This is a genomic window from gamma proteobacterium SS-5, assembly GCA_009497875.2.
GTDB lineage: Bacteria > Pseudomonadota > Gammaproteobacteria > Chromatiales > Chromatiaceae > Magnetovirga > Magnetovirga frankeli.
Window position 1 is genome coordinate 946,419 of the sequence record CP032508.2, and the last position, 12,716, is coordinate 959,134.

Annotated in this window: 10 protein-coding genes and 1 pseudogene; 4 read left to right on the plus strand and 7 right to left on the minus strand. The window is 64.1% G+C overall.

Translation table 11 applies throughout. The annotated features are described in order from the left end of the window. Positions 1-153 precede the first annotated feature (153 nt). The 6 genes from D5125_09520 to D5125_09545 all read right to left on the minus strand — a co-directional run bounded on the left by D5125_09520 (position 154) and on the right by D5125_09545 (position 8,447). Positions 154-1,389, minus strand: a complete 1,236-nt coding sequence (locus D5125_09520; protein QFY89707.1) for a thioredoxin family protein — start codon at positions 1,387-1,389, stop codon at positions 154-156. A gap of 4 nt (positions 1,390-1,393) precedes the next feature. Further along, positions 1,394-1,597, minus strand: coding sequence for a DUF2788 domain-containing protein (locus D5125_09525; protein QFY89708.1), 204 nt, complete (start codon positions 1,595-1,597; stop codon positions 1,394-1,396). 118 nt (positions 1,598-1,715) lie between these two features. Beyond that, entirely contained in the window at positions 1,716-3,344 is a 1,629-nt protein-coding gene (locus D5125_09530) for a 50S ribosome-binding GTPase (protein QFY89709.1), read from the minus strand. Further along, positions 3,341-5,083 carry a 50S ribosome-binding GTPase gene (locus D5125_09535; GenBank protein QFY89710.1) on the minus strand — a complete coding sequence of 581 codons (1,743 nt, stop codon included), beginning with the start codon at positions 5,081-5,083 and terminating at the stop codon, positions 3,341-3,343. The genes D5125_09530 and D5125_09535 overlap by 4 nt, the downstream gene beginning before the upstream one ends. 171 nt (positions 5,084-5,254) lie before the next feature. Next, positions 5,255-6,547 carry a citrate synthase gene (locus D5125_09540; protein ID QFY89711.1) on the minus strand — a complete coding sequence of 431 codons (1,293 nt, stop codon included), beginning with the start codon at positions 6,545-6,547 and terminating at the stop codon, positions 5,255-5,257. 625 nt (positions 6,548-7,172) lie between these two features. Then, entirely contained in the window at positions 7,173-8,447 is a 1,275-nt protein-coding gene (locus D5125_09545; protein ID QFY89712.1) for a malate dehydrogenase, read from the minus strand. Positions 8,448-8,645: 198 nt separating this feature from the next. Here D5125_09545 and D5125_09550 point away from each other — a divergent pair, with 198 nt between their 5' ends. After that, on the plus strand, positions 8,646-9,800 hold the full coding sequence (locus D5125_09550) for a DNA cytosine methyltransferase (GenBank protein QFY89713.1): 1,155 nt from the start codon (positions 8,646-8,648) through the stop codon (positions 9,798-9,800). Positions 9,801-9,820: 20 nt separating this feature from the next. Further along, a pseudogene (locus D5125_09555) lies at positions 9,821-10,006 on the plus strand (DUF4928 family protein). A gap of 112 nt (positions 10,007-10,118) precedes the next feature. Here the strand turns inward: D5125_09555 and rpmE are convergent. After that, on the minus strand, positions 10,119-10,325 hold the full coding sequence (gene rpmE, locus D5125_09560; protein ID QFY89714.1) for a 50S ribosomal protein L31: 207 nt from the start codon (positions 10,323-10,325) through the stop codon (positions 10,119-10,121). Positions 10,326-10,529: 204 nt separating this feature from the next. Here rpmE and bioB point away from each other — a divergent pair, with 204 nt between their 5' ends. Together bioB and bioF are read left to right on the plus strand one after the other, a co-directional pair. Beyond that, the gene (gene bioB, locus D5125_09565) at positions 10,530-11,516 is read left to right on the plus strand and encodes a biotin synthase BioB (protein QFY89715.1); all 987 of its coding nucleotides are present in this window, start codon (positions 10,530-10,532) and stop codon (positions 11,514-11,516) included. Between the two features lie 35 nt (positions 11,517-11,551). Further along, positions 11,552-12,715, plus strand: coding sequence for an 8-amino-7-oxononanoate synthase (bioF, locus tag D5125_09570; protein QFY89716.1), 1,164 nt, complete (start codon positions 11,552-11,554; stop codon positions 12,713-12,715). The last annotated feature ends 1 nt before the right edge of the window (position 12,716 follow it).

The window sequence follows — 12,716 nt, forward strand, 5'->3', positions numbered from 1 at the left end:
GATTAAATGCTTTTTTTTCATTTGCTTATAATATTTCAGTCAATCACCTGCCAAGGCAATGGGCACGCTGGGCCAAGGGCCTGAACAATGGGCGTAACCCTGTGCAATCCTCGGTTTTGCAGCCCTTTTGGGGTTTGTGGGCAAATCCTACCACTAGCGGCGGGAAAAGGCCCAATCTACCAACCGGGGCATGAGCCAGGTCAGGCCCAGGGCCAACAGCAGAAGCAGCACACCGGTGTAGAGGCTGTTGAGCGCCTCGGGCCAGAACAGCAGGATCAGGCCGAGCAGGGTCATCATGATGCCAGAGAGCAGCTTCAGGCCCTTGCCCTCTTGCTCACTGAGCTTGCGCCGCCCCATGGTCAGGGTAAACAGCAGCACAATCAGCAGCAGGGGGGTGATGTAGATCAGGTTGTAGAGCAGCAGATAGGCGTAATAGGCCCCGTCGGAGCCGGCCTGCAGGGTCAGCACGCGGGTATAGACCATGGGGAAACCGGCGGTACAGAGCAGCTCGTAGCTGTTTGCCGCCAGCGCCAGGGTCAGGGTGCCAAGCAGCATCATGCCCAGATTATCCCCCGAGAGCAGCGCCCTCATGCGGCCAAACAGGCGCCGGCGGGCGCTATCGCTCAGGCTCAGGCTGGGGCCTTGGCGGAACAGGAAGTAGTCCTTGATGTTCAGCCCGCCCATGAGCAGGGCCAGAAACCCTGCCGCCAGGGTCACCCAGGAGACCGCACCGACCAGCAGGAACAGCTCCAGCCAGGCGGCCATGAAGAGGAAATACAAGAGCCCGGAGACCAGCACAAAGACCCCGCCGATAAGCAACATGCGACGCCGGTTGCGGGCATTGACCATCAGGCTGAGCAGAAACAGCAGGACGAAGAAGGCGCAGGGGTTGAAGGCATCCAGCGCCGCCAGGGTGAGGGTGAACAGGGGCAGGGAGAGTGTTTGCGGGTCCAGCCCGGCGGGCAGCTCGGGCACCTCAGACCCGCTCGGGGCCAGTCCGGCACGGCAGTCAAGCAGGGCCTGGCGCAGCTGGGCACCCACCCCATCGGCGTGGTCAAAGCCCACATAGAGCCGATCACAGATAAAAAAGGCCGGTACCGAGCGGGCCGTCTCCCCCAGGGCCGCCGCCATTCGCTGATAGCGCTGGGCATGGGCCGGGTTGTCGCCAAGGCCATAGCTGCGCAGCCGCAGCCAGGGGTAGTCGCGCTCCAGCTGGGCGACAAAGGGCTGTGCCTGTTGGCAGTGGGGGCAGTTGCTGGACCAGAAAAAATGCAGCTCAACCCGGTTATCTGGCTGTTTATCCGCCTGCCCTGCCCCGGCCTCTTCCCCCGCACTGGTCCAGCCCGGCAGAAACAGCAGCAGCAATAGAAGAAAACGCAGCACCCTGATTGCCTCAGATATCCATGAACAGCTGAATCACCTGCTTGGCGATAAAGCCCACCATGCCGGTGGCCAGGGCCAGGAACAGGATGAAGGTGCCAAACTTGCCCGCCTTCGACTCCCGCGACAGCTGCCAGATGATGAACAACATATAGCCCATCAGCGCCGTCAGCCCCAGGTTCAGGGCAATGGTCTCGTAGAGTTCGATATCGTCCATCGGCAAGGTGCTCGGTTGAGGGGATGCTTACTGGCTATGGATTATCAGGGATATGCAGCGGATTATCCATGCTCGCGCAACGACCCGCGCCAGGGTTGCGCTGTCGAGTCAGGGCCGATCAGCCTTCCCTCACCGGCTCCGGGGTAAGCGCGCCCGCCTCCGGGGCCTTGGGCCCTGTTTGTTGTTGCAGGGGTTGTTGAAAGCGCTCTTCCAGCTCCTCTTGCAGCCCTTGCCTTTGCTCATCCAGCCGCTGCCAGAGGTCCTCTTGCTGGGCCCGTTGCGCCGCGCTGAAGGCCGCAATGCCCCGCTTGAGGCCCTGCTGCAGTATGCCGCTGGCGCTGGGCTGGGACCTTTGCCGCAGCAGGCGGGGGATGAGCCAGCCCAGGCCAATCAGCAGCAGGGAGTGGATGGCGAAGTCCAGGCCGAGAAAATCGCCCTGCTCGCGGGTGCCCAGATAGTACTGCACCAGGGCGTGTTGGATGGCCCAGCCGCTGGCGGCCAGGGGCAGCAACCATTCCAGCTGGCGGGATAGGGCATGCAGGCGGCGTTGCAGCCAGTGACCGGGCTTGAGCAGGGCCTGATCCAGCTGTTCATTGAGCAGGCGGCGCAGCAGCGGGGCGGCGGGGGGTAGCTGCTCCAGGGCCTGGGCAAAGGGGGGCTGGGGCAGGTCTTTGCTGGCCAGGCCGTTGAGCAGCTGTAGTTGCAGGCCGCTGACCTGGTCCAGGGTTCTGGGGCTGGCCAGGGCCTGGCTGAGGGGCTCGAAGCGGGCCGCCAGCCCCGCCTCGGCCGACCTCTCCCCGGCCACCTCGGCGAGCTGGCGCTGGGCGCTGGCGCGCAGCTCCAAGGCGATGGCATCCAGCCCCTGATCCAGTTGTTCGAACCACTCCTGGCGGGCCTGCTGCCAGCGATTGTCGTCCCCCAGCTGGCGGCCGATCTGGCGCAGCAGCTGGCGCTGCTCCTGACGCCGGGCACCCTGCCCCAGCTGTTGCAGCAGCTCCAGGCTGTGTTCCTGGATGGCCTGGTTGATGCGCCGTTCCAGCTGGTCGAAGTCGTCCTCGCCCTGATTCTGGACTTGACCCTGACCTTGACCCTGAGAGGCCAGACAGCTGCTGCGCAGCACCACCGGGTCGCTGAAGCCTTCCCTGGCCAGGCGCTGGCGAAAGTCTTGCATCTGCTCCGGGCGGCCCTGATCCCACTGATTCATGACGAAGATCCAGGCATGGCGCTGGCCGCGCTGTTGCAGGAAGCGCCAGCCCAGGTCGTCGTGGTAGCGCTCTGGGCTGACGACGTAGATGATCCAGTCGATGTAGGGCAGCCAGGCCTCCACCAGCTGGCGGTTGGCCAGGGCGGTACTATCCATGTCGGGCATGTCGATCCAGGCCAGCAGACGACGGTCCTTTTCGTCGTGATAGGCGATACGGGTCTGCGCCATGGGCAGCTGGGGCGGCAGCAGGTCGAGCTGAAAGTCCCGGTGCAGGTAGAGGCTGACCTCCTGGGAGGTCGGCCGCTGCAGGCCGGTACGGGCAATCTCTGCCCTGGCCAGGCGGTTGAGCAGGCTGCTCTTGCCCACCCCGGTGCCGCCGAACAGGGCCACCAGCAGGGGCCGGTGACTGCGGTCGCGGAACAGGTCCTCGGCCTGCTGACGCTCCTGCCGGTCCAGCTGCTGGAGGGTTTCGGCGGCCAGCCAGCCCTGTTCGATGCCTTGTTTGATCCAGGCACGCAGGGCCTGTTGTTCGTCGTGCTTCATGATCCTGCCTCCTCCAGGCCGGTACGGGCCTGTTCGGCCCGCTCCAGGGTCTTGGCATCCAGGCCGAACAGCAGGTCTCCCGGCAGCTCGGCGTCGAGTTCCAGCAGCTGTTGCCGCAGGGGCAGAAATACCCGTTCGTGGATGGAGTCCTGCTGGGCCTGTTTCAGGTCCTTGGCGATGCCCTCCATGTACTGGCCCACCGCCCCCTCGGTAAGCAATGAGCTGAAGGCGAGCATGGCCGGGGTGAAGACCAGATCACTCAGGCCGATGCCGCCGCTCTTCAGGGCGAAGGCCACGGCGGCGGCATCGGCCGAGGCGCGGGTGGCACGCAGGGTGTTGAGGGTGCGCGGATGCCCCTGCAGATGCCCCAACAGGCGGCTGGCGGCGCGGTCGATCTCGGGCTGGAATTGGCGCTGGTGGTCCTCGATCAGGGCCAGGGTCCGTGCTTGCAGCTGGGCATCCTGCTGCTGCAACAGGCCCCAGAGGTGCTGCCACCAGAGCTGTTGCCGACCCCGGCTCTGGCTGGCCTGCACCGTGGCCTGGTGCAGCAGTCGGGTGCGCGCCTGGCGCAGGGCCTCCAGCAGCAGCTTGTGCTCCACCGAGGGCCTGCCCGGATCGGCACCACGGGCGCTGTGGAACAGGCTCACGGCCTTGCGCACCGGCCAGGTGACCAACTCGCGGGCGCGGGCCAGGGGCGCGGCCAGGCCGGGCAGTTCCAGCAGCTCCAACAGCTGCAATATGGCCTGATCCAGGCTCTCGCGGTAGTCGGGGTTCTTCAGGTAATCACGCTCGAACTGCTGCTCGGCGCTGCGCAGCTCGGTCTTTACCCGCTCCTGCCAGGTGCGCCCGGCGTCCAGCTCCTGCCGCAGGGGCCCGGTCCAGTCCGGCCAGTGCCGGCGCAGCAAGCCGCCCAGCTGGGCCGAGCCGGGCCGGGCCAGGTCGTCGAGCAGGGGGCGCAGGGCCTGGAGCAGCTGCTGGGCCGCCGGGTCCGAGGCCAGCTCGGCCTGGGGCTGGGCCAGATAGGGCAGGCAGAAGATCGGCGGCGGGGCCAGGCCCTCGGCGTGGAACTTGTCGGCGATGATGCCCTGTAGGGTCTCGGCCGCGCCACCTGGGACCTTGTTCACCACCAATACCAGGGGCAGCCCGGCCGGTACGATCAGGCGCAGCAGCTGCCAGACGCTCTGATCGGCGTATTTCTCCTTGCTCACCAGCACCAGCAGCAGATCGGCCAGGGCGCACAGGGCAGGTACCGTGGTGCGGTAATGACGCGAGCTGACCGAGTCAAAGTCCGGGCTGTCCCATACCAGCAGGGGCGGCAGGGGGCCAGCCCTATGCCCCTCGGCCAGCTCGATCAGGCTGTAGTAGCCGACCCGGTCGGGGAACAGCTGCTCCGGCTGGGCCGGGGTCAGTCCCGGCAGCAGGGCGTCGATCTGTTCACGCTGGCGCAGGTCCAGGCCCAGCTGGCTGAAGCCCTGGGCATGGCGGGTGTAACCGGCCAGGGCGCTGACCCCGGCCTGCTCGCCGCCCAGCAGCAGGTTGACCAGGCTGCTCTTGCCCACCTGGGTGGGACCGATCACGGCCAGCTGCGGCGGCAGGGGGTTGCGCTGCTGGGCCTTGAGCAGCAGGCCGTTGGCGTAGATCAGCGACAACAGGGCGGGGTTGTCGGCATCGAGCGCCCGGTAACGGGCAATCAGGTGGGCGCTGAAGTGGCTCAGGCTGCGTAGGTGGGCCGGGTTCATGGCAGCGACTTTAGGCTAATCTTCATCGAGCGGGCAGCACTACCCCAGAACATGAAACATCTCTTGCTGGCTCCGGGACTCGGGACTCGGTACTGGTGAGTTGCCACGGATGTTTCACAGTAATCTTCATGGAGCAAGCAGCTATACCCCGAAATAGCCCAATGCCCGGCCTCAGCGCTGGGCGCGGGGCGGGTAGTCACGCTTGCCGTGGCCAACATAGAGCTGGCGCGGGCGGCCGATGCGGTGGGCCGGGTCGCCGATCATCTCCATCCAGTGCGAGACCCAACCGGTGGTGCGGGCGATGGCGAACATCACGGTGAACATGGTGGTGGGTATGCCCAGGGCGCGGTAGATGATGCCGGAGTAGAAGTCCACATTGGGGTAGAGCTGGCGCTCGACGAAGTATTCATCCTGCAGGGCAATCTCCTCCAGACGCATGGCCAGCTCGAACAGGGGGTTGTCGTTGACCTGGGTATTGAGGATCTCATGACAGACCGAACGGATGATCTTGGCGCGCGGGTCATAGTTCTTATAGACCCTGTGACCAAAGCCCATGAGGCGGAAGGGGTCGTCCTTGTCCTTGGCCTTGGCGACGTATTTTTCGATGTTCCTGACGCTGCCGATCTCATCGAGCATGGCGATCACCGCCTCGTTGGCACCACCGTGGGCGGGCCCCCACAGTGAGGCAATACCGGCGGCGACGCAGGCGAAGGGGTTGGCCCCGGAACTGCCCGCCAGGCGCACAGTGGAGGTGGAGGCGTTCTGCTCGTGGTCGGCATGGAGGATAAACAGCAGATTCAGGGCCCGCTCCGCCAGCGGTGTAACCTTATACTCCTCACAGGGGGTGGCGAACATCATGTGCAGGAAGTTGGCGCAGTAGGAAAGGTCATTGCGCGGGTAGATGATGGGCTCGCCGATGTTGTGCTTGTAGGTAGCGGCGGCGATGGTGGGCATCTTGGCGATCATGCGGTGGGCGCAGATCTCCCTGTGGTCCGGGTCATTGATGTCCAGGGAGTCGTGGTAGAAGGCGGACAGGGAACCGGCCATGCCCACCATCATGGCCATGGGATGGGCGTCGTAGTTGAAGCCCTCGAAGAAGCGCAGCAGGCCCTGGTTGAGCATGGTGTGGTGCAGGATGATGTGGCTGAATTCCTGGTATTCCTGGGTCGTGGGCAGCTCGCCGTAGAGCAGCAGATAGGCCACTTCCAGAAAATCAGAATACTCCGCCAGCTGCTCGATGGGATAGCCCCGGTAGCGCAGCACGCCCTGGTCGCCATCGATGTAGGTGATGGCACTGCGGCAACTGGCGGTGGAGAGAAAGCCGGGGTCGAAGGTGAACATGCCGCTATCCCGGTAGAGCCGGGAGATATCAAATACATCGGGGCCTTCGCTGCCTTCCAGCAGGGGCAGATCCAGGTCAACGCCTGCGTCAGGCCGGTTCAGTTTGACCAGTTTATCGTTCATGGAGCGGTTCTCCTAAGCCGGCACAGCCGGGACTAAAAAGGACGCAGAGGACGCCAAGAAGCGCAGAGAGCGCTGAGTCTTTCTCGTTCCCACGCGCCGCGTGGGAATGCAGCAGGTCCGCGCTGCGGACAACCAACGCCTGCAACAGCATAGCCCAGCTCAGCCCGAAAACGATCCGCAGCGCGGATCACCCAGGGTTCCCACGCAGCGCGTGGGGAACCCGAAATCTCTGCGTTCTCTGCGCTACTCAGCGTTCTCTGCGTCCTTATGGCTTTCTTTCTCGTTCCCACGCGCCGCGTGGGAATGTAGCAGGTCCGCGCTGCGGACAACCAACGCCTGCAACAGCATAGCCCAGCTCAGCCCGAAAACGATCCGCAGCGCGGATCACCCAGGGTTCCCACGCAGCGCGTGGGAACCAGAAATCTCTGCGTTCTCTGCGCTACTCAGCGTTCTCTGCGTCCTTATGGCTTTCTTTCTCGTTCCCACGCGCCGCGTGGGAATGCAGCAGGTCCGCGCTGTGGACAATCAACGCTTGCAACAGCAAGGCACTGCCCAGTCTGCAAATAAATAATCTCTGCGTTCTCTGCGCTACTCAGCGTTCTCTGCGTCCTTATGGCTGTTTAAACTACTGCCGATAGATCGCCGGCAGTTCCTTGTGTGCCACGCCGCTGGCCACCGCCGCCCGCGCCACGGCACCGGACACCTGCAACTTTAGGCGCGGATCCAGGGGCTTGGGGATAATGTAATCGGGGCCGAATTCCAGCCGGTTCAGGCCGTAGGCATCCAGCACCGCTTGCGGCGTGGGCTCACGGGTCAGATCGCGCAGGGCATATACCGCAGCCACCTGCATCTCCCGGTTGATGGCGCTGGCGCGTACATCCAGGGCACCACGGAAGATGAAAGGGAAGCCCAGCACATTGTTCACCTGATTGGGGTAATCGCTGCGACCGGTGGCCATGATCAGGTCATCGCGCAGGGCCAGGGCCACCTGCGGCCGAATCTCCGGGATGGGATTGGACATGGCGAATACCACCGGCCGGGGTGCCATGGCCTGAAGCATCTCGCCACTGACCAGGTCCGGCCCGGACACGCCGATCAGCACATCGGCCCCGCTCAGGGCATCGGCCAGGCTGCGCCGGTCCGTGGTCACGGCGACGGCCTGCTTGTAGCTGTTGAGATCGTCCCGACCAGGATGGATCACGCCCTTGCGGTCCACCGCCAGGATATTCTCCGGCCGCGCCCCCAGATTGATCAGCAGATGAATCCCGGCAATCCCGGCGGCACCGGCACCCAGCACCACAATGCGCGCCTGCTCCAGCTCCTTGCCCTGCAACTCCAGGGCGTTGAGCAGGCCGGCGGCGGTGATGATGGCGGTGCCGTGCTGGTCGTCGTGGAATACCGGTATGTTCAGGCGCTCACTGAGCACGCGCTCGATCTCGAAGCAGTGCGGCGCGGCTATGTCCTCCAGATTGATGCCGCCGAAGGTGGATGCGATGCGCGTGACCGTGTCGATGAACTGCTCCGGTGTCTCGGCATCCACCTCGATGTCGAACACGTCGATATCGGCAAAGCGTTTGAACAGCACGCCCTTGCCCTCCATCACCGGCTTGCCCGCCAGGGCACCCACGTTGCCCAGGCCAAGCACCGCGGTGCCATCGGTGATCACCGCCACCAGATTGCCCTTGCCGGTGTACTTGTAGGCATCTTCCGGGTCATCGGCGATGCGGCGCACCGGTTCGGCCACCCCAGGGGTGTAGGCCAGGGACAGGTCGTGCTGGGTCTCGGCGGGCTTGGTCAGGGTGACGCTGAGTTTGCCCGGCACCGGCTCGGCATGATAGGCCAGCGCGGCCTGGTTGATGTCGTCATCGAGATGGCTGCTATCGGCGGTGGTTGTGGTCATCTGCTTACCCCGAGTGAATGGAGCGGACATTGTACCCAAGCTGGAGTGAAAGTACCCAACCCAGCGAAGCCAGAACCAAAAAGGACGCAGAGGGTTGGATGGATCAGGCGCTCAGGACATGCTAGATTCCCCTGCCATCCTTTGGGGTTGGCGGCTTTAACAACAGATCAGGGCCTGGGTGCCGACAAGGGGTTCGGGATGCCGACTTTTTATGAATTTTTTGCAGGCGGAGGCATGGCGTGGGCCGGCCTTGGGGATACTTGGCGCTGTCTGTTTGCTAATGATTTCGACCCCAAAAAGGGGCAGATTTACCGCTACAACTGGAACCCTGGCCGAGAACTACTGATTGCCGATGTGGCCTCGTTGACTACAGACAGCCTGCCTGGCCACGCCGATCTCGCCTGGGCCTCCTTTCCTTGCCAGGACCTTTCCCTGGCAGGCACCGGCGCTGGCCTGAAAGGGGCCCGCTCGGGCTCCTTCTGGTCCTTCTGGCGGCTCATGGACGCGCTGGGCACGGAGAATCGCGCGCCGCCCCTGGTGGTGCTGGAGAATGTCTCAGGTGCCCTTGGCTCCCATGCTGGCCAAGACTTTAATGCAATCTGCCTGGCACTTGCCGACCTGGGCTATCGCGTCGGTGCCCTGATCATGGATGCGGCGCATTTTGTTCCCCAATCCCGGCCGCGCCTGTTCATCGTTGCCGCCCTTGCCCCGGCCTTGCCCTTGCCGACCTTGTTGCAGACCCCTGCCCCCCTTGAGCCCTGGCATCCCCGCGCGCTGATACAGGCCCAGGATAGATTGAGTCCAGCCGCCAAGGCCGCTTGGGTGTGGTGGCGTTTGCCCGCAGCACCATCATGCGCTCGTGTTTTTGCCGATCTGCTTGTGGACCAACCGGATGATGTCTGCTGGCATGAGCCGGAGACCACCCAGGGCCTGCTGCAGATGATGAGTCCACTGCATCAAGCCAAAGTCGAACAGGCCAGAAAGGCCGGTCGGCGCATGGTTGGCACCCTGTACAAGCGTACCCGGCGCAATGGCCCCAATGGTGAAAAGGTGCAGCGCGCCGAGATTCGTTTCGATGACCTGGCCGGCTGTCTGCGCACCCCTTCCGGCGGTTCCAGTCGCCAGACAGTGATGATCGTAGAGGGCAATTCGGTTCGTTCGCGCCTGCTCAGTTCGCGTGAAGCGGCTCGGCTCATGGGACTGCCAGACTCCTATACCCTGCCGAAGAACTACAACGATGCCTACCACCTGGCCGGTGATGGCGTGGCCGTGCCCGTGGTGCGTTTCCTGGCCGAACATATCCTTGAACCCTTGCTGGCACAGATACAGCCAAGTCGGCGGAAGGCAGCATGAAGATGGACGATTTGATCAAGGCCGGTCTGGGTGAGCGTATCGATGTGTTTGAGATAGAGCAGTTTATCGCGCTTAATCTCTACGAGCTGGGCAAGTTCGGCGCAGAGGGACGGCGCATCGCCGTGGATGATCTGGTCATGCGCTACAACGCCATCATCGATGCGGTTGAGACCGACCCGAGCCTGAAGATCGAATTCAGGCATTAACCGGGGTGAAGAAACGAACCATCCTGGGGTAATCTTGCCCATCGCCCGCCCCTTGCCCAGCGCAGCAACAAAAAAGGCACCTTGCGGTGCCTTTTTGCGGGGTGTTGTGGGCTCAGCTGCGGGCGTATTTGCGGCGGAACTTGTCAACCCGGCCAGCGGTGTCAACAATCTTTTGCTTGCCGGTGTAGAAGGGGTGACAGGACGAGCAGACTTCCACCTGCAGATCTTCCTGACCCAGGGTGGATCGGGTGGTGAAGCTGTTGCCGCAGCTGCAGACAACCTTGATCTCGCTGTAGTTGGGATGAATATCGGCCTTCATGTCTCTGTCCAAATGGGTTAAAGGGGGGCGCAATCGTGCGAAGCCGGGCATTATATCGACTTGCGCGGGGATTTCAACCGGGATTTTACCCTTCCTGTCCCGGTCGCCCTTGTCGGCAGTCAACCCAGGCGGGTCATTTAGGTTGACAGCGGGCCGAGGGCTGTCGATCATGCCAGGCCCTGGAGACTGCTACTGGAGACCGCCATGTCGGATACCCCGCTGAGACACGATTGGGCCCGCGATGAGATCGAGGCCCTGTTGGACCTGCCCTTCAATGACCTGATGTTTCGCGCCCAGCAGGTACACAGGGCCGGTTTCGACCCCAATCGCATCCAGGTCAGCTCCCTGCTCAGCATCAAGACCGGGGCCTGCTCCGAAGACTGCGGCTACTGCTCGCAGAGCGCCAAGTACAACACCGGCCTGGAGAAGGAACGCCTGCTGCCGCTGGACGAGGTAATCAGCGCCGCCGAGGCGGCCAAGGCCAAGGGTGCCAGCCGCTTCTGCATGGGCGCGGCCTGGCGCAACCCCAGCGACAAAAACCTGGAGCGGGTGATCGAGATGGTGCAGGCGGTGCACGATCTGGGCCTGGAGACCTGCATCACCCTGGGTATGCTGGAGGAGGAACAGGCACAGCGCCTGAAACAGGCCGGGCTGGATTACTACAACCACAATCTGGACACCTCGCCGGAGTTCTATGGCCAGGTGATCAGCACGCGCCGCTTCCAGGACCGTCTGGACACCCTGGCCCATGTGCGCAAGGCCGGCATCCATGTCTGTTCCGGCGGCATCCTTGGCATGGGTGAGTCGCGCTCTGATCGCGCCAGCCTGTTGCAGGAGCTGGCCAACCTGCCCCGCCACCCGGATTCGGTGCCGATCAACCTGCTGGTGCAGGTGGAGGGCACGCCCCTGTTCGGCACCGATGCCCTGGACCCGCTGGAATTCGTTCGCACCGTGGCCGTGGCGCGCATCATCATGCCCGCCTCCCTGGTGCGCCTGTCCGCCGGTCGGGGCGAGATGAGCGATGAGATGCAGGCCCTGTGCTTCCTCGCCGGGGCCAACTCCATCTTCTACGGCGAGCGCCTGTTGACCACCGACAACAGCGCCACCGACAAGGATCGGCAACTGTTCCAACGCCTTGGCCTGCACATGCAGCCGCAGGCGGAGGGCGGGGCGGAAATGGCCTCGGTCTAAATCTGTGGCTCCATGGCTTAACTGGGACATTTAGGGTGAAAGACCTCAGCGCCGATCTACAGCAGACGCGCCAGCAGCAGCGCTATCGTAGCAATCGGGTGCTGCAACGGGATGGGGTGATCTGCCGCACCGAGGATGGCCGCGAACTGCTGGCCTTTTGCAGCAACGACTATCTGGGCCTGTCCCAGCACCCCCAGGTGGTGGCCGCATTCCAGCGCGGGGCCGAGCGTTATGGCGTCGGCAGCGGCGCGGCCCACCTGATCAATGGCCACGGCCCGGCCCATCAGGCCCTGGAGGAGGAATTGGCCGAGTTTCTCGGCCGCCCCCGGGCGCTGCTGTTCTCCACCGGCTACATGGCCAATCTGGCGCTCATCTCGACCCTGCTCGGGCGGGGCGACTGGGTCGTTCAGGACAGGCTCAATCACGCCTCCCTGCTGGATGGGGCGCAGCTGTCGCGGGCCAGGCTCAAGCGCTATGCCCATGCCGACCTGGCCGATGCGCGGCAACGCCTGACGCAGACCGGCAGCGGCGCGACCCTGCTGGCGACCGATGGCGTGTTCAGCATGGACGGTGACCTGGCCCCGCTGGCCGAATTGCAGTGCCTGTGTAGCCAGCACCACAGCTGGCTGTTGCTGGACGATGCCCACGGCTTTGGCGTACTCGGCAAAGGCCGGGGCACGGCGGCCCATTACGGCCTGACGGCAACGGATGATCTGATTCAGATGATCACCCTGGGCAAGGCACTGGGTACCTTTGGCGCGGCGGTGGTGGCCAGCGAGGCGGTGATCGAGACCCTGATCCAGCGGGCGCGGCCCTACATCTTCACCACGGCCAGCCCGCCGGCCAACGCCGAGGCCAGCCGCGCCGCTCTGCGCCTGCTGGCCAGTGAGCACTGGCGGCGGGAGCACTTGCAGGCCTTGATCGCCCGCTTCCGTCAGGGGGCCGAACAGATCGGGTTGCCGCTGATGGCCTCAACGACGCCGATCCAGCCCCTGCTGCTGGGCAGCGAGGCCCGCGCCCTGGCCTGGAGCCGGGGGCTGGAGCAGGCCGGTATCCTGGTCAGCGCCATCCGCCCGCCAACGGTGCCGCAGGGGGCCTCCCGCCTGCGCATCACCCTGAGCGCGGAACACAGCCCGGAGCAGGTGGATCGGCTGCTTGACGCCCTGCAAAACAGAGGACAGATGACAGATGACAGATGAC

Coding starts and splice junctions, on each gene's coding strand:
- D5125_09525 (QFY89708.1), bottom strand. CDS start 1,597: ATGGACGATATCGAACTCTACGAGACCATTGCCCTGAACCTGGGGCTG.
- D5125_09530 (QFY89709.1), bottom strand. CDS start 3,344: ATGAAGCACGACGAACAACAGGCCCTGCGTGCCTGGATCAAACAAGGC.
- D5125_09535 (QFY89710.1), bottom strand. CDS start 5,083: ATGAACCCGGCCCACCTACGCAGCCTGAGCCACTTCAGCGCCCACCTG.
- D5125_09540 (QFY89711.1), bottom strand. CDS start 6,547: ATGAACGATAAACTGGTCAAACTGAACCGGCCTGACGCAGGCGTTGAC.
- D5125_09545 (QFY89712.1), bottom strand. CDS start 8,447: ATGACCACAACCACCGCCGATAGCAGCCATCTCGATGACGACATCAAC.
- D5125_09550 (QFY89713.1), top strand. CDS start 8,646: ATGCCGACTTTTTATGAATTTTTTGCAGGCGGAGGCATGGCGTGGGCC.
- rpmE (QFY89714.1), bottom strand. CDS start 10,325: ATGAAGGCCGATATTCATCCCAACTACAGCGAGATCAAGGTTGTCTGC.
- bioB (QFY89715.1), top strand. CDS start 10,530: ATGTCGGATACCCCGCTGAGACACGATTGGGCCCGCGATGAGATCGAG.